General features: G+C 69.8%; 25 protein-coding genes and 1 tRNA gene. 7 read left to right on the top strand and 19 right to left on the bottom strand.

The window, feature by feature from the left end:
• The first annotated feature begins 39 nt into the window (after positions 1 to 39).
• From E4V99_RS13760 to E4V99_RS13745, 4 genes are read left to right on the top strand one after another with little or no spacing between them, the layout of a single operon-like run.
• The gene (locus tag E4V99_RS13760) at positions 40 to 702 is read left to right on the top strand and encodes a DedA family protein (protein WP_135066791.1); all 663 of its coding nucleotides are present in this window, start codon (positions 40 to 42) and stop codon (positions 700 to 702) included.
• Between the two features lie 5 nt (positions 703 to 707).
• A complete protein-coding gene (locus E4V99_RS13755; RefSeq protein WP_135066794.1) occupies positions 708 to 1,751 on the top strand; it encodes a phosphatase domain-containing protein in 1,044 nt (347 codons plus the stop codon).
• A gap of 28 nt (positions 1,752 to 1,779) precedes the next feature.
• Positions 1,780 to 2,493, top strand: a complete 714-nt coding sequence (locus E4V99_RS13750) for an SOS response-associated peptidase (protein WP_135117599.1) — start codon at positions 1,780 to 1,782, stop codon at positions 2,491 to 2,493.
• Between the two features lie 9 nt (positions 2,494 to 2,502).
• On the top strand, positions 2,503 to 3,312 hold the full coding sequence (locus E4V99_RS13745) for an alpha/beta hydrolase (RefSeq protein ID WP_135066800.1): 810 nt from the start codon (positions 2,503 to 2,505) through the stop codon (positions 3,310 to 3,312).
• A gap of 3 nt (positions 3,313 to 3,315) precedes the next feature.
• On the opposite strand, the gene E4V99_RS13740 is transcribed toward E4V99_RS13745, so the two are convergent.
• A complete protein-coding gene (locus tag E4V99_RS13740) occupies positions 3,316 to 4,746 on the bottom strand; it encodes an FAD-dependent monooxygenase (protein WP_135117598.1) in 1,431 nt (476 codons plus the stop codon).
• Positions 4,747 to 4,917: 171 nt separating this feature from the next.
• On the opposite strand from E4V99_RS13740, the gene E4V99_RS13735 reads away from it, so the two are divergent.
• On the top strand, positions 4,918 to 5,841 hold the full coding sequence (locus tag E4V99_RS13735; protein WP_245233192.1) for a 3-methyladenine DNA glycosylase: 924 nt from the start codon (positions 4,918 to 4,920) through the stop codon (positions 5,839 to 5,841).
• Positions 5,842 to 6,485: 644 nt separating this feature from the next.
• Here E4V99_RS13735 and E4V99_RS13730 read toward each other — a convergent pair.
• The 4 genes from E4V99_RS13730 to E4V99_RS13720 form a co-directional block, all read right to left on the bottom strand.
• A complete protein-coding gene (locus E4V99_RS13730; RefSeq protein ID WP_245233191.1) occupies positions 6,486 to 7,685 on the bottom strand; it encodes a glycoside hydrolase family 3 N-terminal domain-containing protein in 1,200 nt (399 codons plus the stop codon).
• 35 nt (positions 7,686 to 7,720) lie between these two features.
• The gene (locus E4V99_RS18500) at positions 7,721 to 7,876 is read right to left on the bottom strand and encodes a hypothetical protein (protein WP_167747769.1); all 156 of its coding nucleotides are present in this window, start codon (positions 7,874 to 7,876) and stop codon (positions 7,721 to 7,723) included.
• Positions 7,873 to 8,778 carry a DUF5996 family protein gene (locus E4V99_RS13725; protein WP_135117597.1) on the bottom strand — a complete coding sequence of 302 codons (906 nt, stop codon included), beginning with the start codon at positions 8,776 to 8,778 and terminating at the stop codon, positions 7,873 to 7,875. The genes E4V99_RS18500 and E4V99_RS13725 overlap by 4 nt, the downstream gene beginning before the upstream one ends.
• Before the next feature lie 141 nt (positions 8,779 to 8,919).
• Positions 8,920 to 9,435, bottom strand: coding sequence for a hypothetical protein (locus E4V99_RS13720; RefSeq protein ID WP_135117596.1), 516 nt, complete (start codon positions 9,433 to 9,435; stop codon positions 8,920 to 8,922).
• Between the two features lie 78 nt (positions 9,436 to 9,513).
• On the opposite strand from E4V99_RS13720, the gene E4V99_RS13715 reads away from it, so the two are divergent.
• A complete protein-coding gene (locus E4V99_RS13715) occupies positions 9,514 to 10,044 on the top strand; it encodes a TetR/AcrR family transcriptional regulator (protein WP_135066812.1) in 531 nt (176 codons plus the stop codon).
• Positions 10,045 to 10,429: 385 nt separating this feature from the next.
• Here E4V99_RS13715 and E4V99_RS13710 read toward each other — a convergent pair whose 3' ends face one another.
• The 10 genes from E4V99_RS13710 to E4V99_RS13665 form a co-directional block, all read right to left on the bottom strand.
• Positions 10,430 to 12,952 carry a tetratricopeptide repeat protein gene (locus tag E4V99_RS13710; RefSeq protein ID WP_135117595.1) on the bottom strand — a complete coding sequence of 841 codons (2,523 nt, stop codon included), beginning with the start codon at positions 12,950 to 12,952 and terminating at the stop codon, positions 10,430 to 10,432.
• 470 nt (positions 12,953 to 13,422) lie between these two features.
• On the bottom strand, positions 13,423 to 14,607 hold the full coding sequence (locus E4V99_RS13705) for a hypothetical protein (protein ID WP_135117594.1): 1,185 nt from the start codon (positions 14,605 to 14,607) through the stop codon (positions 13,423 to 13,425).
• The gene (locus E4V99_RS13700) at positions 14,604 to 15,383 is read right to left on the bottom strand and encodes a bifunctional DNA primase/polymerase (RefSeq protein ID WP_135117593.1); all 780 of its coding nucleotides are present in this window, start codon (positions 15,381 to 15,383) and stop codon (positions 14,604 to 14,606) included. The genes E4V99_RS13705 and E4V99_RS13700 overlap by 4 nt, the downstream gene beginning before the upstream one ends.
• Positions 15,380 to 15,715 carry a hypothetical protein gene (locus tag E4V99_RS13695; protein WP_167758130.1) on the bottom strand — a complete coding sequence of 112 codons (336 nt, stop codon included), beginning with the start codon at positions 15,713 to 15,715 and terminating at the stop codon, positions 15,380 to 15,382. Before E4V99_RS13695 ends, E4V99_RS13700 begins: the two co-directional genes overlap by 4 nt.
• Positions 15,716 to 15,885: 170 nt before the next feature.
• Positions 15,886 to 16,404 carry a hypothetical protein gene (locus E4V99_RS13690; RefSeq protein WP_135117591.1) on the bottom strand — a complete coding sequence of 173 codons (519 nt, stop codon included), beginning with the start codon at positions 16,402 to 16,404 and terminating at the stop codon, positions 15,886 to 15,888.
• 91 nt (positions 16,405 to 16,495) lie between these two features.
• Positions 16,496 to 17,050 (bottom strand): hypothetical protein, encoded by a 555-nt coding sequence (locus E4V99_RS13685; protein WP_135117590.1) that lies wholly within the window; start codon positions 17,048 to 17,050, stop codon positions 16,496 to 16,498.
• 124 nt (positions 17,051 to 17,174) lie between these two features.
• Entirely contained in the window at positions 17,175 to 17,414 is a 240-nt protein-coding gene (locus E4V99_RS13680) for a helix-turn-helix domain-containing protein (RefSeq protein WP_135117589.1), read from the bottom strand.
• A 756-nt stretch (positions 17,415 to 18,170) separates the two neighbouring features.
• Positions 18,171 to 18,485 (bottom strand): hypothetical protein, encoded by a 315-nt coding sequence (locus E4V99_RS13675; RefSeq protein WP_135117588.1) that lies wholly within the window; start codon positions 18,483 to 18,485, stop codon positions 18,171 to 18,173.
• The gene (locus E4V99_RS13670; RefSeq protein ID WP_135117587.1) at positions 18,482 to 19,711 is read right to left on the bottom strand and encodes a tyrosine-type recombinase/integrase; all 1,230 of its coding nucleotides are present in this window, start codon (positions 19,709 to 19,711) and stop codon (positions 18,482 to 18,484) included. Before E4V99_RS13670 ends, E4V99_RS13675 begins: the two co-directional genes overlap by 4 nt.
• 115 nt (positions 19,712 to 19,826) lie before the next feature.
• Positions 19,827 to 19,902, bottom strand: a tRNA-Ala gene (locus E4V99_RS13665).
• A gap of 112 nt (positions 19,903 to 20,014) precedes the next feature.
• Between E4V99_RS13665 and E4V99_RS13660 the strand changes: the two genes are divergently transcribed.
• Positions 20,015 to 20,449, top strand: a complete 435-nt coding sequence (locus tag E4V99_RS13660; protein ID WP_135066815.1) for a VOC family protein — start codon at positions 20,015 to 20,017, stop codon at positions 20,447 to 20,449.
• Between the two features lie 13 nt (positions 20,450 to 20,462).
• On the opposite strand, the gene rsfS is transcribed toward E4V99_RS13660, so the two are convergent.
• Genes rsfS through E4V99_RS13640 form a run of 4 tightly spaced genes read right to left on the bottom strand, consistent with a single transcriptional unit; the run spans position 20,463 to position 22,734 of the window.
• The gene (gene rsfS / locus E4V99_RS13655; RefSeq protein WP_135066818.1) at positions 20,463 to 20,834 is read right to left on the bottom strand and encodes a ribosome silencing factor; all 372 of its coding nucleotides are present in this window, start codon (positions 20,832 to 20,834) and stop codon (positions 20,463 to 20,465) included.
• Entirely contained in the window at positions 20,834 to 21,910 is a 1,077-nt protein-coding gene (locus tag E4V99_RS13650) for a hypothetical protein (RefSeq protein ID WP_135117586.1), read from the bottom strand. The genes rsfS and E4V99_RS13650 overlap by 1 nt, the downstream gene beginning before the upstream one ends.
• On the bottom strand, positions 21,907 to 22,503 hold the full coding sequence (gene nadD / locus E4V99_RS13645; RefSeq protein WP_135117585.1) for a nicotinate-nucleotide adenylyltransferase: 597 nt from the start codon (positions 22,501 to 22,503) through the stop codon (positions 21,907 to 21,909). Before nadD ends, E4V99_RS13650 begins: the two co-directional genes overlap by 4 nt.
• A 9-nt stretch (positions 22,504 to 22,512) precedes the next feature.
• Entirely contained in the window at positions 22,513 to 22,734 is a 222-nt protein-coding gene (locus tag E4V99_RS13640; RefSeq protein ID WP_135066827.1) for a hypothetical protein, read from the bottom strand.
• Between the last annotated feature and the right edge of the window lie 24 nt (positions 22,735 to 22,758).

The following is a 22,758-nucleotide window of genomic DNA, read 5'->3' as shown; positions in this document are numbered from 1 at the left end:
CTCAGGCTAGAGGGGGTGAGCAGCTCTAGGCTCTCTCCCGTGAACGAGATCCTCACCGGCGTGCTCGACGTGGTGCAATCGGTGGACCCCGTCCTGCGCACGCTCGTCGCCGGCCTGGCGATCCTGCTGGAGACCAGCGTCCTGGTGGGCCTGGTCGTCCCCGGCGACACGATCGTCATCGTCGCCGCGACGGCGGTGTCGTCGGTCGTCGAGGCCGTCGCGCTGGGTGTGGCCGTCCTCGTGGGAGCGCTCATCGGCGAGAGCATCGGCTTCGCCCTCGGCCGGTTCCTCGGTCCCCGCATTCGGAGCTCCCGGCTGGGCAGGCGCATCGGGGAACGCAATTGGGAGCGGTCGGAGCGCTATCTGCGGCGCCGCGGCGGCCCCGCGATCTTCCTGTCGCGGTTCCTGCCGGTGCTGCATTCCCTCGTGCCGCTCACGGTGGGGATGAGCGGCTACAGCTACCGGCGATTCCTCGCGTGGACCGCCCCGGCATGCCTGATCTGGTCGTCGCTGTACATCTCCGTCGCCGCTCTGGCTGCCGGAACGTACCGCGAGCTCGCCGACACGCTGCACTCCGCGGGCTACATCTTCGTCGGCGTGCTCGTGGCCTTCCTCGTGCTCGTCTACGTCGGGAAGAAGGTCATCGAACGCCTCGAGCGACGACACCTGGACGCGTCGGAGTCCGAGGACGTGGAAAGCTAGGGGGGATGTCCTCCTCCCCGCCCGAACGCACCAAGGTCCTCTGGCTCGCCCGTCTCGAACGGCGCGTGCACTCCTGGCGCGAACGCCGAGCGCGCGCGAGGGGCCTCCGACCCCAGGTGACCGGCTTCCCGGGCTACGGCGGGGAGGACTGGGTGCGCGTGGTCGGGCGGGTCCTCATCGCCCCGCCGATGCGCAAGGACGCCTCCGGGGAGTACGCCAGCGTGCGCGGATGGCGCAGCTTCGTCGCCGTCCCGGTCGGGTATGCGCAGGTGCGGATCGCTGTGGAGGGCGCCGTTCACGACGTGGTCGCCGATCGCGGCGGCGTCATCGACACGGTGATCCCTGCGCGCCTCGATCCCGGCTGGCAGACCGTGACCATGTCGGTGGAGGGCAGCGAGCCCGTCGAGACGCGCGTGTTCATCGTCGCCTCCGACGTGCGTTTCGGTGTCGTCTCCGACGTCGACGACACCGTCATGGTCACCGCTCTGCCCCGGCCGCTGCTGGCGGCGTGGAACTCCTTCGTCGTCGACGAGCACGCCCGCCAGCCGGTGCCGGGAATGGCGGTCCTGCTGGAGCGGCTCACGCGCGAGAACCCCGGCACACCCGTCCTGTACCTCTCGACGGGGGCATGGAACGTCGCGCCCACCCTCATCCGCTTCCTCCGCCGACACCTCTTCCCGCCCGGGTCCATCCTGCTCACCGACTGGGGGCCCACGCACGACCGCTGGTTCCGCAGCGGACAGGACCACAAGGCGAGCAACCTCCAGCGCCTGGCGGCAGAATTCCCCCGCATCCGCTGGCTCCTGGTCGGCGACGACGGCCAGCACGACGATCAGATCTACACGAAGTTCGCCATCGAGCATCCCGGCCACGTCGCCGCGGTGGCGATCCGCCGGCTCTCGCCGACGGAGGCGGTGCTCGCCGGTGGCCGCACGGTGGTCGACGACCACTCCGCCGCCAACGTTCCGTGGGTCACCGAGTCCGACGGGGCAGGTCTGCTGGAGCGGCTGGAGGCCGTGGGGATCGTCTCCACCGACCCGCACGCCTGAGGTCGGCGGTCTCGCGTACCGTTGACGCATGTGCGGTCGATTCGTCGTTGCCAACGTCGGTTCCGAGCTCGTGGGCGTGCTGCGCGTGGATGCGGCGGCGGAGGATCTGCCCGAGCCCTCGTACAACATCGCCCCCACCGCTTCCGTGGCGATCGTCCTCGACTCGGCCAAGACCGACCCGCCCACTCGTCGCCTGGAGCCGGCACGGTGGGGGCTCGTGCCGAGCTGGGCGAAAGATCCCAAGATCGGCGCGCGGGCGTTCAACGCGCGCAGCGAAGAGCTCGAAGACAAGTCGATGTTCCGCCGCGCGCTGCACAAGCGCCGGGCCGTGATCCCTGCGACCGGCTATTACGAATGGAAGGCGACCGATTCAGGGAAGGTCCCGCACTTCATCCACCCCGCCGCGGGCAGCCCCATGTTCTTCGCCGGGCTGTACGAGTGGTGGAAGAACCCCGCCGTCCCGGACGACGACCCGGACCGCTGGCTGCTGAGCTTCACGATCCTCACCCGCGACTCCATCGGGCGCCTGGGTTCGATCCACGACCGGATGCCGCTGTTCATGGACCCCGACCATGCCGACGCGTGGCTCGACCCCTCCACCGAGAACGTGCGTGACGTGCTGGACGCCGCCATCGACGCCGCCCCGGCGATCGCCGAGACCCTCGAGGACCACGTCGTGTCCAAAGCCGTGGGAAACGTCCGCAACAACGGCCCTGAGCTGATCGAGCCTGTCGAGGAGTGACCCGCACCCGTGACGAGACCCGCCCTCACCGCGCGGGGCGAATGGCCGCCGGGACTGGCGTACTTCCGCCTCGGCGCCGGCGCGCAGACGGTGTTCTTCCCCGGGCTCTCCGGAACGCCTGACCTCCCCTCAGGTGCGGACATGTGGATGCAGCGGCAGCTGCTGGCGCCACTGACCCGGGGCCGCGAGCTGATCTGGATGAACCGGCGCAGGGACCTCACCCCTCCCACCACGATCGCCCGCATCGCGCAGGACGGCGCCGACGTGATCCGCGCCCAGCTGTCGCCTCCGGTGGACGTCATCGGGCTGTCCACCGGCGGCAGCGTCGCGCTGCAGCTCGCCGTGGACCATCCCGAGCTGGTCCGGCGTCTCGTCGTGGCCGCCTCGGCGTGCCGGCTGAGCGATGAGGGGCGCCGTGTGCAACGCCGCCTCGGCGCCGCCGTGCGCGCCGGCAGGCCGCGGCAGGCGGGCGCCGCCGGCATCGGCGCAATGGCCGCCGGGTCGTGGGGTGCCGCCGTGTTCGGCGCGGTGGGCTGGCTCATGGGGCACACCGTCTTCGGCCGCTCCGGTCCCGACCTCCTCGCCGTCGTCGACGCCGAGGACACGTTCGACGTCACCGACCGGTTGGGCGAGATCACCGCCCGCACGCTGATCGTGGGAGCCGAACGCGATCGGTACTACTCCGCGGAGCTGTTCCGCCGCACGGCCGAAGGCATCCCGGACGCGCAACTGGTGCTGTATCCGCGCACGGGCCACCTGGGCACGACGCTGCGGCGGCGGTACTACCGGGACGTCCGGGAGTTCCTCGACGGCCCGTGAGCATCAGGAGAGCGGAGCGCCGAACCACCGTTCGAGCGCAGACGTGAGACCGGCTTCGTCCTCGCCGGCCCACGCGATGTAGCCGTCCGGCCGCAGCAGCACGGCGGCCGCATCCACCCCGTCGCTGTGCTGCCGCACGTGATCGACGCGGTCGGCCCACCCCGCGACGGCGGTGAGCCTGCCGGTGCGATCCAGCAGCAGGCCGCGCCCGCGGCGCATGTGCTCGTACAGGCGTCCCCGCCCCAGCGGTACGTCGCGCATGCGGCGACCGACGAGGTCGGGTCCGGGCCCGAGGTCGTACCGGATGCCGATCCCGGTGATCTTCTCCACGAGATGACGGTTGACCCCGTCGACGCTCATGAGTTCGGTGAGCAGCCCTCGCACGGCCCGGGGACCGGGGTCGGCGGACTGCAGCACCCCCAGTGCGCGGGTGGTGGCCAGCACGTCGGCGGCGACCGGACGGCGTTCGCTCTCGTAGCTGTCCAGCAGCCCCGCGGGCGCGCGGCCGGTCACCTCGGCGGCGAGCTTCCAGCCCAGGTTGACGGCATCCTGGATGCCGAGGTTCAGTCCCTGCCCGCCCTGCGGCGGATGCACGTGCGCGGCATCGCCGGCCAGCAGCACGCGCCCCACGCGGTACCGGTCGGCCAGCCGGGTGGCATTGCTGAAGCGCGACAGCGAGCGCGGGTCGTGCACCCCGAAATCGGTGCCGGCGTAGGCCTGCAGCTGCCCCCTCACCTCCGCCAGGGTGGGCGGCGTGGCGCGGTCCTCGGCGACGGCGCCGGCGCGGACGAGCACCCGGTAGAACCCGTCACCCGACGGCCCCAGCCCGAAGTCGTGGTGGACGCGGCGCACCTCCGCCATGGTCGCGGCGATGTCCTCCCCCGAGGCGGTCACCCGCATCTCGCCCAGCAGCCACTCCGCGCTGGCCGCCTCACCGTCGAAGGCGATCCCGAGCAGCCGGCGCACGGTGCTCCGTCCGCCGTCGCATCCGACCGCGAAGCGGGCGCGCAGCACCGACCCGTCCCCGAGCGTCACGTCCACCCCCGTCGCATGCGCTGCGAGAGCCGTCACCTCTGCGCCCCGCTGCACCCGGGCGCCGAGCCTCAGCGCGTGCTCCGTCAGCAGCCGGTCGGTCACGGGCTGCGGAATGCCCAGCACGTAGCCGTGCGCCGTGTCCAGGTCATCGGGCCACGGCGCGTCGATGCCCGCGATGAACCCCGCCATCCGGTTCTGGGTGCCGTGCGCCAGGAACTCCTCCAAGAGTCCGCGCTGATCCAACAGCTCGATGCTCCGCACGTGCAATCCCAGCGCCCGCACCTGCCGCGTCGGTTCCAGGTCCCGCTCCAGGACGAGCACCTCCACGCCGTGCAGCCGCAGCTCGGCGGCCAGCATCATCCCCGTCGGCCCCCCGCCGACGATGATCACATCAGTCATCCCGTGTCCTCTCCCCCGCCCGATCGTGGGCGCGACCGCCCATCCTGCTCCCGCACCGGGGTCTTGCCGCAAGCCCCCGTCCGGGCGATATCCTGGACCTGGCAGGGTGATCCCCTGCCTTTCGCGTTCCGGGCCGGGTCGGCGGACCTGGGCGGCGCCTATCCTCGAAGGATGCCCGCCGACGCTTCCGACCCCGTAGTGCTGGACGCCGCGGTGCTCGATGCTGCGGTGGTGGACGCCGAGGTGGTGGAGCCCGTGGTGCTGGATGCCGCGGACTGGCGCGCACGGGCCGAGGCCCATGCCGAACGGGCCGACGCGCTGACCGCTGGCCGCCGGGCTCGCGCCGCGCGGGGGCAGACGCATCCCGTCGAGGACTTCCTCTTCACGTACTACTCCTACCGCCCCGCACTGTTGCGCCGGTGGCACCCCGGGGCCGGGGTCGAGCTGGCCGACGCCGGCGAGCGCATCGCGTGGCGGTGGTACCGTCCGGGCGCCGCGCCCGGCAGCGCCCGGGTCGACGTCGAACGCCACGGTGCCGAACGCGGCGACCTGGTCCGCAGCATCCGCGGGGTGCTGTCGGCGACCGCAGGACGCACCGCGGTGTTCGGATGCTTCGGACTGCACGAGTGGGCGATGCTGTACCGAAGCCCGGATACCCGTCACAGTGCTCCGCTGCGCCTGGGGCAAGCGGGCACCGACGCCGTCGTGGAGGCGCACGACCTGAAGTGCACGCACTTCGATGCGTTCCGTTTCTTCACCCCGGACGCCGTCCCGCGCAACCGCGACGCCCTCTCCCGCGAACGGCAGATCGCCTTCGAGCAGCCCGGGTGCCTGCACGCGGGGATGGACGTGTATCGGTGGGCCATGAAGCTCGGTCCGCTGGTGCCCGGCGAGCTGCTGCTGGACTGCTTCACGCTGGCCCGCGACATCCGCGAACTCGACATGCGCGCCTCCCCGTACGACCTCAGCGAGTGGGGCTACGCCCCCGTCGCCATCGAGATCCCCGACGGCAAGGCCGAGTACGTACGACAGCAGCGCGGCTTCGCCGAGCGTGCGGGTGTCCTCCGCGCTCGGCTCCTGGCTCTCGTGGCCTGACCGGCCCGCGCAGGCCCGCCGCGCCCCGCCCGACCCGGCCCGTACCCGAACTCCGCAAAAGCGCTGGGCGAGGCTCAGCCGCACCCCGGAATCCGGCGGCCCCGCGCCCGTCCGGCGGCCGGATTTGAGGAGTTCGGGCACGATGGCGCACCGCTCCCCGGGCACCGCGCGAAGCCCGCGTCGGCGTCGTCCGCCCCGTCGTCGGCGTCGGCGTCGGCGTCGGTGTCGGCGCGGGGGGCCCCGACCTACCCGCCACCCGCACCGCCTCAACTCCTCAAAAACCCAGCTCCAAGCGCAGCCCACCCTCGGAATCCCGCGACCCCGCGCCCGTCCGGCGGCCGGATTTGAGGAGTTCGGGCACGCGGCCCGTCGAGCCCGCGGCGTCGTCGCGGCGTCGACGGCGTCGCGGCGTCGACCGTGTCGGGGGGGGGGGGGACGCCCCGACCTACCCGCCACCTGCTCTGCCCGAACTCCGCAAATTCTCGGTACGCGGCACAGCCGAACCCCGGAATCCCGCGGACCTCCGCCACTGTGGCGGGCGGATTTGAGGAGTTCGGGCACCGGCGCGGAGTTGGGGCAGGACGGGCGCCACTCGGGCACCGGCCGCGCCCCGGGTCGGTCGCCGTCTTGCGGGGCGGGGTGTCTCAGCCCGCGGGGGTGCACTCCGGGCACGGGACGAAGCCCGCACCGGCGTCGGCGCGGGCGAGCCGCAGCGCCGCCACACGGGTGGCGGCCTCCTCGAGCCGGGCGGCGGGCAGCGCACCCGACTCGACGGCAGCGACGATGCCGCCCACCATGCGGGGAGCGGAGTCGGCCGTGCTGAACATGACCGAGAGCACGAGGTCGCTCCCCGCGGCCAGGGCGGCGACGGCGTTGGCGACGGGATCGGCGTAGGCCGGATCACCGGAGGCCTGCAGCATCCCGAGATCGTCGGTCACTGCGACCCCCGTGAAACCCAGCTCCTCGCGCGCGATGCGATGCCACTCCGGCGACAGGGACGCCGGCAGCTCGTCCACGGCGGGGTACCGGAGGTGTCCGAACATCAGCAACGGAGCACCGGCCTCGATGCCCGCGGCGAAGGGCACCGCATCGGTCGATCGCCACTGCGCGAGTGTCATCCCGCTCTCCGGGATGCCCGCGTGAGAGTCGCCGGGCGCCGCACCATGCCCGGGGAAGTGCTTGAGGGTGGATGCTGCCTGCACGCCCTCCCCCGCCACGGCGGCCGTGACACGCTCCGCGGTTGCTGCGGGGTCGGCCCCGAGACTCCGGCCGAAGATGAACATCGACCGGTCGCCGGTGACGTCGGCCACGACGCCGAAGTTCACGTTCAGGCCGGCACGATCCACCAGCGCCGCGCGAGCGGCGAACGCGTCCCGCGCGGCATCGGCGCCGGCATCGCGCAGAGTACGTGCGCCGGGGAAGCCGTCCCACGGGAGGCGGGAGACATCGCCGCCCTCCTGATCGATCGCGATGAGCGGCGGGAACGAGGGGTTCGCGGTGAGGGCATCGGTGAAGGCGCGCAGAGACTCCTCATCGCCGGGGACGTTCGACCCCATCAGGATGAACCCTCCCAGCCCGTTGCCGGACACGTACGCGGACGCTGTGCCTGGGTCGACCGTCGGGATGTGCCCCATCACGACGCTCGCCGCCTTCTCCCCCAGCGCCATCTCCGCGGTGAGCTCGGCGGCGCGCTCGAGCCGCTCCTGCGCACCCTCCGGCGCCGCCACGACACGCACCTCGGGGGTGGTTTCCTCGCTGTCAGCGTGCACGGGCAACGGCGGGACGGCCACGGCTAAGAGGAGGACCGCGGCGGTCCCGAGCAGTGCGCGCGGGAGCCGGATCATACGCGCGAGCCTACGCGGCGTGCCTGGCGGTCTCCTCAGTCCGCGGGGCCGCCGTCCTCACGCTCGGAGTGCGAGACCGGCATCCACGCGCCGGTGCGCAGCGCGTCGCGGGCGACCGCGATCTCCTCCGCGCCGCCCGGCTCGGCGTCGCTCCGGGCACCCGCCGGCCGCCGGTCCTCTGCGGCGGTCATGCGCGACCGGTCTCGCGGGGCCACGTGCCGGAGGCGGACGCGCGCCGATAGGTGGCGTCGAGGAATCCGCGCAGCGCGGCGTCCGGATCGTCGGCCGCGCGCACCCGCTCGTACGGCAGCACGAACTCCCCCAGGTCGCCGTCGAAGTACGCACCGTCGACGTCCAGGGCCCGGTCCCGGTATCCGGGCGGTTCGGGGTAGGCGTACGAGTAGAAGGCCCCCTCGGCCGCCCCGCCGGGCCAGTATCCGGCGCTGGAGACCTCGGAGTCGTAGGCCTCGTGCATGACACGATCGGGACAGTTGGGCGCGCCGCCCGGATGCTGGGGAGCCGGTCGCCCGGAGAACCGGGAGGTGGCGAGGTCGAAGGCGCCCCAGAAGAAGTGCACGGGGCTCGCCTTTCCGCGGTAGGCCGCGCGGAACCCGTTCAGCACGCGCGACGCGGAGACCAGCGACACCCAGAACCGGCGCGCTGCCTCCGGGTCGTACGGGGCCGGCCGGGTGTCCTGATCGAACGGCACCACGTCGGGCAGCTCGACGGGCACGGAGTGCAGCTCGACGTCGGCCCCGAGCTCGGCGAGGAGGCCGGTGAACTCGGCGTAGAACTCCGCGATCGTTCCCGGGCGCAGCGCGATGTCACCCTCGCCCCCATCGGTGTGCAGCATCCGCAGCCGGTGGTCCACGAAGTCGAACCGGATCTCCAGCCCTCCGGCTTCCAGCGGCATGAGCGACGTGGTCAGCCCGCGGCTGTCGACGTACAGCGGCACGTTCCACCAGTGGTTGACCAGGGGTGTGAGAGCGAGGCGCACCTTGCCCGCCATCTGCGTCCACAGATGCAGCGTGTCCCGGGTGCCATCCCACTCCTGCACCGGCAGTGCGGGCCACGCGTTCTCGGTGCTGGGCATGGGCATCCGTCCCTCTCTCGCGGCACGGTGCGCCGCTCACGTCCAGGATGACCGCATCACTGCCGCATAGCGAGAGGCGACTTCGTCATGGGTTCTCGAGAACGGCCGACAGAACCACATCCCGCTCCTTCTGGGCCTGCGTCAGGCGGCTTCCCGCGCCCCGCCTGCACCGGAGGCCTGCAGGAGCCTCGCGCCGGCGCGCAGCGTGGGCGCGGCCAGGCGCCGGTGGATGCGGGATACCTGCGCCCACACGAACCGGCGGCGACGGGAGTGGAACGCGAAGGCGGTCGTCAGACTCACCGACCCGGCGGATGTTTCGATCAGGAGTCGACCGACCGAACCGGGGCCGACGGCACCGAGGAGGACGTGCGTCGCGTGTGACGCGTGGATCCGCCATCCGGCCACCGCATCCGGGCGGTCGTCGGGTCCCACCTCCAGTCCGAGCACCGTGTGGAAGATCAGCATGCGGCTGGCCCGGTCGATGCCCTTTTCGAACGTCGCCTCCGCCCACCTTCGGGCATCGGCGCGAACGTCGGTGACGAGGGTGAATCGATCCGCATACGTCGGGGTGATGTCCAGGAGATCGGGTGTGTCCGCGACCCGCAGGATCCCGCCGTGGACGTGCACTCCCGAAGCGGCGGGGGTCGTGCGGGTCATCGCACCTCCAACTATTCGCGGGCGTACAGTTGAGACTGTATCCGCCACGGGCGGGGGCGACAAGGGGCGGGAGTCGGCATGGTGAACCTGAAGACGACGAGGTCCGCATGGATCGACGCCGCCGTCGCCCTCCTCACCGACGAGGGCGTCGAGGCCGTCGGGGCCGAAGCGCTCGCGCGTCGCCTGGGGGTGAGCAAGGGCGGCTTCTACGGCTACTTCGGCGATCGGGCGCGATTCCTCGCCGAGCTGCTCTCGACGTGGGAGCACGCCGCCACCGACGGGATCGTGACCCGCGTCGGCGTCGACGGCGACCCTCGCGAGCGCGTACGGGAGCTGGCCCGGGCGCTGCGGTCTGAGGAGCCCTCCATCCTGAGCGTGCAGACCGAGGTGGCGATCCGGGACTGGGCACGGCGGGATCCGGGCGTCCAGGCCGCCGTCCAACGGGTCCAGGTTGCGCAGGCGGCGTTCCTGCACGCACTCTTCCGCCAGTACTGCACCGAGCGCGAGGCACGCTACCGCACAGTGGTGGCGATGTCGGTGCGCCTGTCGACGCATTTCCTTCCGGACGAGGAGTCCGTCGATCTCGTGGTCGCCGAACTGCTCCGCTGAGACCGGATGGCTGCCTCTCCACGCGCCCTGAGGCGTGACGCCGGCACCCCGACGAGAAGAGCCCCCGCGATCGCGGGGGCTCTTGTTGTGGACCTGAGGGGACTCGAACCCCTGACCCCCTGCACGTTGTGTGCCCGTGGCTGGTTGCTTGAAATCTCGGGGCAAACCGCCCTTTGACCTGGGATAAGACTAACGGATGTTTGACCGTATCAGACCACCATTTACCGCTCCGGAGTGCCCGTGAGTGCCCGTTCGGCAGGCGTGAGTGCCCCGCCAGTGGCTGCGCGGTGCCCATTGCATCCCGGCGCTGGGATTCCACATATCAGCGGCCGCTCGCGTCCATAGCGGGTGAAGTGTCACCTCCGCTGATAGCCGGATCCCGGAGCTATTGGCCAGTCGCGGCCGACGCCTCCCAATCAGACATCACCACGTCATAGTGAGGCAGTACTTCGGCGTGGAGCGTGCGCTTAACCCAGTTGCTGGCTTCCTCGCCGTGAGCATCTCGGAGGTTGGCGAACCGTTCTATGGCTTCCTCGGACTTGCCCTGTTGACTCAACACCACTGCAAGGCTGGCTTCGTTGCCCAGCGAAGGCCCATGCTCGCGCAATAGCAGCTTGAATATTTCCTCCGCTTCAGCGAAGTTCGAAGCGTTGACGTAAGCGGCCGCGAGGTGCCAGAGGTGCCCGGGATCATTCCCGACTTTTGCTATCAAGAGCCGATATTGCTTAGCGACCTGCTCCCAGTCACGCGCGCTCTCGGCGAGGACAGCACGAGCACGAATGCGGGCGACCTCATCCTCAGGGCCAATCAGAGACTCAAGTTGTGCGAGGTCATCGCCAGCGCCGTCCAAGTCCCCGAGCCGGGCACGCACCTGCATGCGGTGAGCTAGAGCTGTGCGGCCCTGTGGCTGCAGGATGAGAGCGGAGTTCAAGTCAGCGAGGGCAGCGTCGAAATCCCCGATCTCCATGTACAGGCAACCCCGGCTCACAAGCAGACGCGGTGCCTCGGGTGCCAGTCCGATAGCTGCGTTCAGGTCAGCGAGCGCGAGATCGAGCGCACCCTTCGAGCGGTGAAGCGACGCTCGCGTTCCCAGTGCTGCGTACTGCAGCAGACTTGGCTTCGAGGCCGCAATCTGTAGTGATTCAATCGCAGCGCCCTTGTCCCCCATATCGGCCAGGCAAATGCCCCGCCGGTAAGCCACATCCGGATCGTCGGGGAGTAGCGTCGCCGCCTCATCGAACGCAGCCAGAGCGCGTCTGTATAGCTTGTTGGCCGCGTACACGGAACCCGCCAACGAAAGTAACCTGCTCCGTTCGACAGCCTCCTGATCGAGGCCAAGCGCGCGCTCCAAGACGAGTTGAGCTATGTCCGGACGGTTGCGGCCGAGAAGTGTCTTGATCCAGACATGAAAGGTGTGAGCCATGCCAGTGCCGACTGATAGGGCACGTTCAAAAGCTGCATCCGATGTCGCAGTCTCGCCTAGGAAGGCCAGGGCCTCGGCGCGGTGAGCAAGCGCATCCGTGTGCTTGGGTTCTTCGGACACCACCACATCAAAGTCGTTGAGCGCCAGTTGATACTTCGACAGCTGCATGTAGGTCATCGCGCGACCGAAATGAGCAGAGGCAGAGGGATCGACAGCAATCCACTTCGAGTACTCATCGACTGCCCCCGCTAGCTGTCCCCTTCTACGGAAGGCGGACGCCCGAAGCGAGTGGATACTCCGCGGGGAAGCGCCCAGCCGGCGCGCGGAATCGAAGTCGTCGTCCGCGCCAGCCGCGTCGCCGGCTTCCAGTTTGGCGGCACCACGCCAAACCAGCGCCTGCGCGTCGTCCGGGCGCTGGCGCAGCACCACGTCGAAGTCCTCGATAGCGCTCGCAGCATCTCGCGCGCGCAGTCGAGACCGGCCGATGCGCGACACTACATCAAGGGCTATCCTTTCGCCGTCATCTAGAAGGATTTCAATCAGAGCGTCTGAGGGCGAGCCTGATTGCAAGTGCGACGCTTCGTCGCCAAGAAGCGCACGCCCTCGGCGCATGCGGCGCTCGGGATTGTCCGGGTCGATCTTGATCGCTTGATCAAAGGCGGCCAATGCCTCCTCCCGGCGGCCGAGGCCGTACAACGCTCCGCCACGCAGCGTGAGAACCTCCACGTTTCGTCGCAGGCCCTGGTCCAGGCTGTCAAGGTCGTCCAACGCCTCGGTGAACAGTGACATCCGCACGAGGACCTCTGCTCGGGCGATATGCCACCAGCTGTTCTTAGGGTCGAGCGCGATCGCCTGGTCGATTGCAGACCGAGCCTCTTCGTCACGGCCGAGCTGCAACAGGTTGTGGGCTCGAAACGCGTGCGCCCAGGGCCAGGAAGGTAGTCGCGCGACTACCTGATCAGTGAGAGTGAGGGCCTCGTCATACTCGTCTGCACGACTCAACCCGATGGCGGCTGAAGCCTTGCTCAGCGCGCTCGCCCCGATTCGGCGGGTGAGATCTTCCCCCACCCACAAATAATCCCGATGCCCCAGAACCACTACCGCCACTTGAACCGCCAGGAAGAAAAAGACTGCCCAAGTGTTCTCGGTCCAGGCGAATGGGTTGGTGCTGAACTCTAGGCCTGATCTGAGGCCCGCTACGAGCGCAAGTAGGACCATAAATCCCGCGACCCCGTAGGTGATGATGACGGTAGCCGAGCCTATGGAATCAGTTCGGTCCGCTTCGTGAAGCGCCTCAGCGGAAGCGACCACTTCCTCGTCGGTGACAGCTCGGCCCGCTACTGTGGCACGGCTTAGCTCCGCCGTCAGATTGTCAGACCGAGCTACGGCGCGGTCTCGCTCCGCCCGCAATCGAACGGAACTAAACGCGACCAAGAAAGTAGTGGCCGCGAGACCTGTGGCGAGAGCATCTGCGATCCAAGACATGTCCCGAATTGAACCACTTGCCGAGGCGCACCCTACGCATCCTGCGGCGACGGCGCGTCACCGGCGGGCAGGCGGGTCCACCACCCGAATATTTCGAGACCCTCCCGTAAGAATGGAGACTGGGGCGGGGTGTGGGGGGTCTCTCCCAGAAAAAAGGGGGTGCCTAAGAGTGGGACCGCGCCGCCACACCGCCACACCGCCACAGTCCGCTAATTATTAGCTGCTGACCAGGGCTTTTATTCTCGGGTGCGACCGCCACACTGCCGCCACACGACGATGCGCCTCGCAGCTCGGCGGTTCTGCCGGCGCTGCGAGGCGCATCGTCTGGTCTCGGGTCGCGAGGCAGACACGTGTAGAGGGCGGAGGACTCTTGCTCACCCACTTGCGGAATGATCTACCGCTAGTAGATATACCTCCCCCCTGACCCCCCTATAAGGTCCCCACGGTGCCACCGACCCTAGCACGCTGAATCACCAGGGCGCAAACTGCTCGGCGTGCAGCAGCTCGGTAAGCCGATCGCCCTGTGCTCTCGACAACTTGCGACGCGCTTCATAGAACGGCACACCCTGCGCCTGCATCTCTGCCATGCGCTCGCGCAGCCGCTGCTCGATCTGCGGCCCGCGTGCGCGCTCGGCCTCATCCGGCTCGGCCAGCGCCTCCGCTACCGCGTCGAGCGTGTCTAGCGAATGCGCGAGCACTCCGCCCGCCAGGTGCCAATCTTCGGGCGTCAGGTGCGATCTGCCTGCCATGTTCGCTAGGGCTATGCCGATGATCGCGCGGTTCAGCAGCACACGGCTATTGATCGGGTCTCGCTCCCCTCGGTGAGCTGCGCGCGTATCCGCTTCATGTGCGGTGTCCATCTCGGGCAGCGCGTCCACGAAGCGCACCCCATCCCACTGCGAGAGGGGAACCTGCACGGGCGGGTGCTCGGTGCTCGGACGCGGCGCGCCGGCGGCTTCGGCGTCCTCAGCCACCAGCCACACGAAACGCGCTGCCAGCCCGCCAGCTACCGCACCCTCACTGAGCAGCGGCCCCGCCCGACGCGGCTGCACTCCGATGGTGAGCACTGCGCGGTAGGACCCGGCAGGGATCGTCACGCCGTCACCCTTCGCGTTCTGCCCCCCAAGGGTCTCCCCCGAGGTAACGGACTTGACCGTTTCGAGCATGGTCGAGCCGGTGCGATCTCCCTGCTGCGCGAGCTGGCCGACCTCATCCCAGTGCAGCCACACGGCATGATCTAGCCGCGCGAACACCAGCACCGGATCTTCGCCCTTCGCCGTTTGGACCCTGCCCAGCATCGTGGCGATAGCCTCACCGCTGCGCGCATGCGCGGTGTCAGGCACGTCCTCCCCGGCGAAAACCACCGCACCAGCTGCGCCCCGAATGGCGGTGGATTTACCCGCCCCCGACCGGCCCACGAGTGCCACGGCAAGATTCAGCGGGGTGCCCTCGGGGTGCAGCGCCGAGCGATATCGGACGGTGTGCGGGATCGTAAGCAGAGACCGGCAGATACCCGCCGCGAGTAGCGCCCACGGTGACGCGATGCGCCTGCGCGCCTCATACAGCAGCGCTGCCAGCTCAGGGCGATCGCTCGACCACACAACCGAGGGATCGGGCAGCGGCTCGACGCTCGGCGGGACTACGGGCACGCTCACGATGCCGCGCCCATCGTCCTGCGCGCGCTTGCGATCGTGCGGCGCGCCTCGGTCTCGGTTAGGCCCGCGACTACCGCTGCACCCTCTAGGAGATCGAACGTCAGCGCGTCGTGCCCGTCGCGCAGCGCCTGACACACCGCCCAGAACAGCCGGCCGTTGCGGGTGCCCTCGGGGGCGTCCTGAACGAAGCTGGCCAGGTGGGCAGCTCTCGCGCTCAGCTTGCCGTCGCCGTCGCGGCTGGCGGGCCGGGCGGCGGGGGACGCTCGGCGCGCCGGGGCCGGGCGCAGCAGCTCGCGCAGGGGTCCGGGGAGCTGCGCGGGGGGTGCATCCTCCCATCGGTACGGCAGCCCCGTCGCGGGGTGCAGGCTCGGCGGCATGACGAGATAGCCGGTATCCGTCTTCACGTCGATGCCGGCCGGCAGGCGCGTCGATGACAGCTCGCCACCGGGGTTCAGGAAGTACAGGTGCCGGCCGCCGGTTCCTCGGCCTGAATGCACGGTCAGGGTACGCGGCAGCTGCCCGCCTGCGGCCTCGGTGAGCGCTGCGAGGGTTCCGCCGTTCTGAGGGTCGATATCGAGCACCAACAGCGAGCGAGGCACGCGTGCGCCGATGTTGCGCTGCGCGCGTCCGGGCCACCATCGTGCGATCTGCTCGGGGTCGGTGGTGGCATCCTTCACGCCGTGCGCCGTCATCGGGATCTTGCCCCGTAGCGGGATCACTGCCCAGCCGGCAGCTGCGAGGCGCAGCGCATCCTCGCGCGTGGGGAGCACGCTCACGCGAGGACTCCCCCGCGCGTCGCTTCGAGCTTCACGAGGTAGTCGATGCCCCGGCCGCGCTCACGACGCGACAGGCGCAGCGGCACCAGCGCGCGCGCATCGATTTGATCGAACGCGATCCCCACGCGCCGCGAATTGCGGCCGGCGCGAATGTCCGCGCGGATCTCGGGCAACACGGCGTAGTAGACGCCGTGCACCAGCTTGGCGGCGAGCGGCGCGGATTCGGGGAGATCCGGCGGGGTCTCGCAAGCGGCTTGGCGCAGCACGTACCAGCGGCTGGGGGCTGCCGGGTCATTCCGAGCGGGGGCAGTGCGGGGGGTGTAGCTAGACATGGTTGGAGGTTCCGTTTCGGGTCACATTGACCGGCGCACGGCGCAGGGTACGGGGATGCCTGTAGGTGTGAGCAGAGCGCTCTGAGGCGCGAACCGGCGCGAGAGCGTCGGTCTAGTGCCGATATGGTCGGCCAGCCTGTGCCGCAAGGGCGGCGGGTCTCGGTTCGCGCTTACACCAGGCCGGCTGGCGCTGGGGCGCGAGGGGCGCACGGGCGGCGCCAGGCTGCGACAGCGCGGAGGGCGGCGCGGGCTGCGCCGGCGTGCGCCGCGCGCAGAGCGAGGGGCACGGCTGCGGCCATGAGTGCGCGCAGCTCGGCCGCTGCATGCTCGCACGCGGCCCTGAGCGCAGCGATTCGCTCCTGCGCAGGCGCGGAGCTAGCGGGAACGCCGGAACGCTGCGCGAGGGCGCGCACGGCTGCGCGGTGCGGGTGATCCTCGGGGAGCTGCTGTGCGAGCCATTCCAGATCGCTGCGGCGGGCAGGGATGCCGCGCGCGATCGCAGCCGCGTCGCGGTCGAGCGCACGAGCTGCGCGGTCGCGTAGCGCGCGGCGGTGCAGCTCGCCGTTGCTTTCTAGGTGAGCATCTTCGGCCAGCGCCCACGCGAGGAAGTCGGCCGCGTGCAGCTCGGCTCTGGTTGCGGCATCAGCCGGCGCGAGGGCGCGCTGTGCGCCGCGCAGGTTGCGATTCATTGTCGCGCCGGCCTCTCTCATCGGGTTCGCGGGATCTCGTCGGGTAGCTGGGGGCACGCCGGCGTCGTGACGCCGGGTGCCCCCGTAGCTGTCAGTAGAGGGGCGCGGGGATCTCGAGCGCAGCGAGCACAGCGGCGCGGCGCTCGGGTGTCGCGCTTGCCTGCGAGAACAGCAGATCGGCGGTGGACCGGCACGCGGCACACATCAGCGGGGCGGCGTAGCCCGTCCGGCCGAGCGCGGGGTTGTTGTAGCGCGCGTGCTCGTCCGGGCTGATCGTCTTGCAGACGGGGCAGGTGTGCCGGGCCGCGGTTTCCTGCGCGGCCGCTGCGAAACGCTTAGGCATCTCCACTGCCCAGCGGGCAGCCTGCAGCCGTGACAGGTGCTCGGCGCGTGCGAGCAACTCGGGAAAGTGATCGACGTACATGCGCTGTCGCTGCTCGGGGTCGGTGCCATATGTCCGACCCGTGTGCTCGGTACTACCCCGCCGCTCTGAGGGCTTGTCAGCGTCGGGGTAGTAGTGCTCCAGTGCGAGTTCCGCTGCTGCACGCTCCAAGAACGCGGTGGCGTCGGGCGTAGCGGCGGCGTATGCGTCGGCCAGGTGGGCCGGCACGTTGGGGGTGTTCTTCTTGCGGGTGAAAAGTGACATTCTGTTTGATTCCTTTGTTCGGGATTTCGTGCGGTCTGGGTAATGCGGGGTACTCTCGTCGCGGCTATTGGCTCACCGCTGTTCCAGCGTTTCCGCATGGAACTCGGCTACTTGGCTGCCGGGGTTACCGGCTCACGACATTTCGCGTGTTGGCAGCAATGAATGCGTCAAGCGCGGTACGCGGGATACGAACGTGCTTGCCGAGCTTCACCACCGGCACACGCCGATCGGAGACCAGCCGCCGAGCGAATCGCTCGGACGTGTTGGTGTACGCGGCGGCTTCCGCCACGGTGAGCAGATCGGGACACTGCTCAGGGGCCGGTGCACCGGGCGGAGCGGGGGCGGGCGTCGGGCTGGTGTTCATGGTGTGTCCTTTCATCGGGTGTCGCAGCTGGCCCTCTCCGGTACGTGGCGGGCCGCTGTGGCTCAATGTTGCGGCGGGCGATAGACCCGCCGCGAATCCGTACACGCCGAATTTGGGGACGTATCGCTAGGTAAATTGCCCGAAAAAAGTTGCTCGCCGGCTGCGATCCGGGCCGGTGGCGGGACGCATCGAGCATCGAGCTGCGAGCTGCGAGCTGCGAGCTGCGCCAGCGTCCAGCTGCCGGCCGGCATCGAGCTGCGAGCTGCGAGCTGCGAGCTGCGTCCAGCTGCGCAGCGCTCGGAGCGAGCATCCCCGCTGAGAGATCCCGCGCGACGGCACCGAGCTGGCCAGCATCGAGCTGCGGGCCGGCACCGAGCTGCGAGCTGCGCCGGCGTCGAGCTGCGAGCTGCGGGCCGGCGTCGAGCTGCGAGCTGCGCCGGCGTCCAGCTGCCGGCCGGCATCGAGCTGCGAGCTGCGCCGGCGTCCAGCTGCGCAGCGCTCGGAGCGAGCATCCCGCGCGAGAGATCCCGCACAGGGCGGGCACCGAGCCGGCCGGCATCGAGCTGCGGCCGGCGTCGAGCTGCGGGCCGGCACCGAGCTGCGCCGGCGTCCAGCTGCGCAGCGCTCGGGGTGAGCATCCCCACGCGAGAGATCCCGCGCGGCGGCACCGAGCTGGCCAGCGTCGAGCTGCGGCCGGCATACAACGCAAGAAAGCCCCCTGCGCTGAGTAGCGCAGGGGGCATTTCACGGGACAGCTCAGGAAGTCGTGCCGCCGGCTATCCGCCGCAGCTCGACGCTCACGGCGTCAAGCTGCGCCATGAGTTCAGCGAGGGATGCCGCTTCGGTGATCTCGACGTGTGCCGACGTGCGCAGCGTCCAGCGCTCGGGATCTCCCGCCACCTCCCAGCGGTGCGCCGTCATGCCGGCAGGCAGAGGGATGCCCGCGCTTTCGTGCAGCCATTCGTCAGGCATCGAGCCGTCGCCGCCGTGCGTCCAGGTGCGACCCTCACACCAGTGCACCGGGCAGTCGAACTGCTCGGTCAGCTCATCGGCTCTCGTGCTGTCGCTCAACGCGTGCCCTCTCCGAGTGAGGCGAGCGCTTCGCGCATGTCTGGCGCGAGGGTGCGCCGCTTCGCGTAGTGCTGCTCAGTGACCCGCGAGCGGGAGTGCCCGAGGGTGAGCGCGGCGGCATCCAGCCCGCCGCTCTCATGGTCCGCGATCGTCGTCGCCACGGTTTTGCGGAACACGTGCGGCACCAGCCCAGAGGATAGCCCCGCCCACGCGCGCACGGCGCGCAGCTGGCGGTGCACCGAGTGCGAGCCGGTCGGGAGTCCGCTGCTGGTGTGGAACAGAAAATCAGTGCCGTGCAGATTCGCAGCCAGCGTCAGCCGTTCCAGCGTCGGCACCGCCCATTCCGGGACGATGATCGACCGCATGCCCGCTTCCGTCTTTGTCGCCGGCTGCCAGTGCTTGCGCTGGCCGTGCCCCTCAATGAGCGTCCCGGCGATCGTGACGATCGTGCGGGAAGCTCCGAACTCGACATCTCGCACGCGCAGCCCGAGCGCTTCCCCGATCCGCGCCGACGTGGCCAGCATCACGTCTGTCACGTCGAGCAGCAGCGCCGAGGGCTGTGGGCCGTAGCGTTCGGGCCGGTCGCGCCATTCCTCGATCGTGCGGCGGAACTGCCCGAGCTGCATCGGCTCTAACGTGATGATCTCTTTTTCCGGGCGCGGGTGCACGCGAATGCTGTCGGACATGTCGAACGTGAACAGATCCCGACGCTTGCCGAGCTTCACGACCTTGCGCAGCGCTACCAGGGCGTTTCGCGCCTGCGCGGGGCGGTGCGCGTGCCACTGCTGATACGCGGCGTCGAGCAGGCTCGGCTTCACCGCGCCGAGCGGCACCGCTCCGAGCGTGGGCACGATGACGCGACGGATCAGGCGCGCCTGTTCGTGCAGGTACGCCGGCCGCGCCTCAGCGAACGCCGCTTCTTCCGCGATCAGCGCTTCGCACAGCGCCTCGAACGTGCTCGCGAGCGTCAGCACGCCGGGGGCGCTAGCAGGGGCCACAGACACACGCTCAGGGTCGATCCATGTGCCGGTCACGTGCGCCGCGCGTTCGGTGGCGAGCCATGCCTGCGCCTCGGCGTCGCTGTCGAACCGGCGAGGGGCGCGGATCGTGCGCCCTTCCATCCGGTAGAACGCTTCGAACTTGCCCGACTCGCGCCGGCGGATCGTTCCCCATGCGGCGGGGCGCTTGCGTTTCGGGTGCGCGGAACGGGGCTGCGATTGAGCCATTTCGGGTATCCCTCTCGGAATCTCCGGGCGGACTCACGGAGTGCCCGTGAGTGCCGCTCGGATGCCACGGAGAGGTCTAAACTCTTCCCCGAAATTACCCGTGACCGGGTGTTTTTGGTGGACCTGAGGGGACTCGAACCCCTGACCCCCTGCATGCCATGCAGGTGCGCTACCAGCTGCGCCACAGGCCCGGATGTTGCCTCACGTGGCAACCCCCCAAGGTTACTACATTCCTGACCCCCGCTCGAACCAAGGCGGGTGTCTGCGCGGCCCGATATCGTGCTTTCAACGAAGGGAACGCCCATGCCCTCTCTCGGCAACATCGTCTTCTACGCCGACGACCCGCCCGCGCTCGCGCGGTTCTGGTCCGACGTCTTCGGGTATCCGCATTCGACGTTCGAGGGCGAGCTTCGGGAGACACTGCTGGCCAGCGGTCTGACCGAAGACGACCTCGCCCATCGGGGGCTGGCCGAGGATCCCACCGGCCGCGGACCGCGCCTGTTCTTCCATCACGCCGACGGGCCGAAGACCGAACGCAACCGCATCCACATCGACGTCACCGCCGACCGGCCCGACGGACAGTTGCAGATCTCGCCGGAGCTGCTGGATGCGGAGAAGGACCGGCTCGTGGGACTCGGCGCGCAGGTCGTGCGCCTCGTGGAGCAGAACTGGGGTCCGTGGCCCGAACGCTACTGGCAGATGCGCGACCCGGAGGGGAACGAGTTCTGCCTGCAGTGAATGCGAGCCGGGGCTATTCCGCCGGCGTCGGCAGGTCGATCGGGACGAGCGGGCAGTCCTTCCAGAGCCGCTCGAGCCCGTAGTACACGCGCTCCTGTTCGTGGAACACGTGCACCACCAGGTCGCCGAAGTCCAAGAGGATCCACCGGGACTCGGCGCGGCCCTCGCGGCGCAGCCGCTTGTGACCGGCTTCGAGCAGCTTGGCCTCGACCTCGTCCGCGATGGCGGCGACGTTGCGCTCGTTGCGCCCCGTGGCCAGCAGGAAGATGTCGACGAGCGGGAGCGGCTGTGACACATCCAGCGCGATGAGGTCTTCGGCTCCCTTGGAGTCGGCGGCATGCGCGGCGATGTCGAGCATGGTGCGAGAGGAGTCGGTGGCGGCCATCAGAATACTCCGGTCGTCACGGCGAGGATGAGCACGCCCACGAGGGCGAGGGCGAGCACGCCGGCGGTCACGACCAGCGCCAGCATGAGCTTGTTGCCCTTCTCCGGCGCCGGCGGCCGGATGATCTCTTCTCCGGAGTGGCGGGCTGTGCTGATCGCGGCGCTCGCGGCGATGGGCGTCGGGGACGACGAGGCCGGCAGTTCTCCGTCGATGAGGGTCGCATCGACATCCTTGCCGTCGGTGGTGCCATGCGCGTGGCCGTTGGATCCGAGCCCGGCGGGCAGGTCGAACGAACCGGTGATGAGCACTTCGCCGGTGGACGAGATGGGAGCCAGCGGCGTGGCGGTGGGGGTCTGCGAGAGGATCAGGGCGTTGGGCGTGGACGTCGAACCCGATCCCGAGCCACTGCGGGCGATCAGCTGATCGAAGGACGGCGGGATGGAGACCGCCGGCTGGTCGCCCGCGAGGAGCCCCGATCCGAGCGCCGGATTGACCACAGAGGAGACGGGTGCGTCCTCTTCATCGCTCTCGACGGCATCATCACTCTCGACGGCGGTCTGAACCTCGGACGCTGCCGCAGGCTCGGGCTTGGCGAGCTCCTGCGCGGGTTCGTCGTCGGTGACAGCGGCGGTCGCCACCGCCGACACGGGCGCAGCTGCGGCCTCGGCCTCTTCGGGCCGGTCGTCCTCGTCGGCCGGATCCGGAGCCGTCGCCGGCTGGGTGGCCGGCGGGACGACCGTCGCCGCCTGCAGGGGGATGGCGTCGACCTGGATGACGGGAACGGATGCGGTGCGGATGCGCTCCTGCGTGCGGGCCTGGCGCCGCGTCAGGGGAGATACACCCAGATCAACGGCGGCATCGGGCAGCGGCGCCGGAGGGACGGGAGCGGGGGCGGCAGCGCGAGGAAGCGGAGTCGGGGCGGCGGGCGCCACGGGCTCCGGGGCGGAGCTCTCGCGGGCGTCGGCGTCGACCTCTGCGTCGGCCGGCGTGATGATCGGGGTCGCCCCCGTGGCGCGGATCTCGCGCAGACGGCGACGGGTCAGTGGGGTGGATTCGGGCTGATCTGGTGTGCTCATGCCTTGCTCCGATAGAGGTGGTGCTTTGCGATGTACTGAACGACCCCGTCGGGGACGAGGTACCACACGGGATGTCCTTGACGCACCCGATCACGACAGTCGGTCGACGAGATGGAGAGCGCGGGGATCTCGAGTTGGCTGACGTCTTCGGTGGGCAAGCCTTCCGTGCTCAGTACGTGGCCGGGTCGTGAGACTGCGACGAAGTGCGCGAGGTCCCACAACTCATCATGGTCCCTCCAACTGAGAATCTGCGCCACCGCGTCGGCACCGGAGATGAAGAACAGCTCGGCGTCGGGACGCTGGGCCTTCAAGTCGCGGAGGGTGTCGATCGTGTAGGTCACTCCCCCGCGGTCGATGTCGACGCGGCTGACCGTGAACTGCGGGTTCGACGCCGTCGCGACGACCGTCATGAGGTAGCGGTGCTCGCTGGAGGTGACGTCCTCCTTGTGCCACGGCAACCCGGTCGGGACGAACACGACCTCGTCGAGGTCGAAGCTCTGCGCGACCTCGCTGGCAGCGACCAGGTGGCCATGGTGGATGGGATCGAACGTCCCACCCATGACCCCGATCCGCGGCGCGCGCTCCCCCGACATCCAGTGGGCCTAGTGGCCGTGTCCCTCGCGCGTGGGCGCGGGATGAGTGCGCGCGTACGCCTCCGCCTTCGGGGCGTGGCGGTTGGCGACATTGCGGTAGGACAGCGTGACGATCCCGAGGAAGGCGAACACGACCAGCGCCACCGCTCCGTACCAGAACGTCTCGAGAGCGACGTTCCCGTGGTGCTCCGCTTCCGCGGCAGCGAAGGCGATCATCGTGGCGGTGGTCATCCGGTCTCCGTTCGGGTCGAGCGC

The organism is Microbacterium sp. dk485, assembly GCF_004570445.1.
Classification (GTDB): Bacteria; Actinomycetota; Actinomycetes; order Actinomycetales; family Microbacteriaceae; genus Microbacterium; species Microbacterium wangchenii.
Note: the sequence above shows the minus strand (reverse complement) of the source record. Positions and strands in the feature narration are given on the sequence as shown.

Excerpts from the sequence above, each read along its gene's own strand:
- E4V99_RS13755 (WP_135066794.1), top strand. The coding sequence starts at position 708 with ATGTCCTCCTCCCCGCCCGAACGCACCAAGGTCCTCTGGCTCGCCCGT.
- E4V99_RS13750 (WP_135117599.1), top strand. The coding sequence starts at position 1,780 with ATGTGCGGTCGATTCGTCGTTGCCAACGTCGGTTCCGAGCTCGTGGGC.
- E4V99_RS13740 (WP_135117598.1), bottom strand. The coding sequence starts at position 4,746 with ATGACTGATGTGATCATCGTCGGCGGGGGGCCGACGGGGATGATGCTG.
- E4V99_RS13735 (WP_245233192.1), top strand. The coding sequence starts at position 4,918 with ATGCCCGCCGACGCTTCCGACCCCGTAGTGCTGGACGCCGCGGTGCTC.
- E4V99_RS13730 (WP_245233191.1), bottom strand. The coding sequence starts at position 7,685 with ATGATCCGGCTCCCGCGCGCACTGCTCGGGACCGCCGCGGTCCTCCTC.
- E4V99_RS18500 (WP_167747769.1), bottom strand. The coding sequence starts at position 7,876 with ATGACCGCCGCAGAGGACCGGCGGCCGGCGGGTGCCCGGAGCGACGCC.
- E4V99_RS13725 (WP_135117597.1), bottom strand. The coding sequence starts at position 8,778 with ATGCCCAGCACCGAGAACGCGTGGCCCGCACTGCCGGTGCAGGAGTGG.
- E4V99_RS13720 (WP_135117596.1), bottom strand. The coding sequence starts at position 9,435 with ATGACCCGCACGACCCCCGCCGCTTCGGGAGTGCACGTCCACGGCGGG.
- E4V99_RS13715 (WP_135066812.1), top strand. The coding sequence starts at position 9,514 with ATGGTGAACCTGAAGACGACGAGGTCCGCATGGATCGACGCCGCCGTC.
- E4V99_RS13710 (WP_135117595.1), bottom strand. The coding sequence starts at position 12,952 with ATGTCTTGGATCGCAGATGCTCTCGCCACAGGTCTCGCGGCCACTACT.
- E4V99_RS13695 (WP_167758130.1), bottom strand. The coding sequence starts at position 15,715 with ATGTCTAGCTACACCCCCCGCACTGCCCCCGCTCGGAATGACCCGGCA.
- E4V99_RS13690 (WP_135117591.1), bottom strand. The coding sequence starts at position 16,404 with ATGAATCGCAACCTGCGCGGCGCACAGCGCGCCCTCGCGCCGGCTGAT.
- E4V99_RS13685 (WP_135117590.1), bottom strand. The coding sequence starts at position 17,050 with ATGTCACTTTTCACCCGCAAGAAGAACACCCCCAACGTGCCGGCCCAC.
- E4V99_RS13680 (WP_135117589.1), bottom strand. The coding sequence starts at position 17,414 with ATGAACACCAGCCCGACGCCCGCCCCCGCTCCGCCCGGTGCACCGGCC.
- E4V99_RS13670 (WP_135117587.1), bottom strand. The coding sequence starts at position 19,711 with ATGGCTCAATCGCAGCCCCGTTCCGCGCACCCGAAACGCAAGCGCCCC.
- E4V99_RS13660 (WP_135066815.1), top strand. The coding sequence starts at position 20,015 with ATGCCCTCTCTCGGCAACATCGTCTTCTACGCCGACGACCCGCCCGCG.
- rsfS (WP_135066818.1), bottom strand. The coding sequence starts at position 20,834 with ATGGCCGCCACCGACTCCTCTCGCACCATGCTCGACATCGCCGCGCAT.
- E4V99_RS13650 (WP_135117586.1), bottom strand. The coding sequence starts at position 21,910 with ATGAGCACACCAGATCAGCCCGAATCCACCCCACTGACCCGTCGCCGT.
- nadD (WP_135117585.1), bottom strand. The coding sequence starts at position 22,503 with ATGTCGGGGGAGCGCGCGCCGCGGATCGGGGTCATGGGTGGGACGTTC.
- E4V99_RS13640 (WP_135066827.1), bottom strand. The coding sequence starts at position 22,734 with ATGACCACCGCCACGATGATCGCCTTCGCTGCCGCGGAAGCGGAGCAC.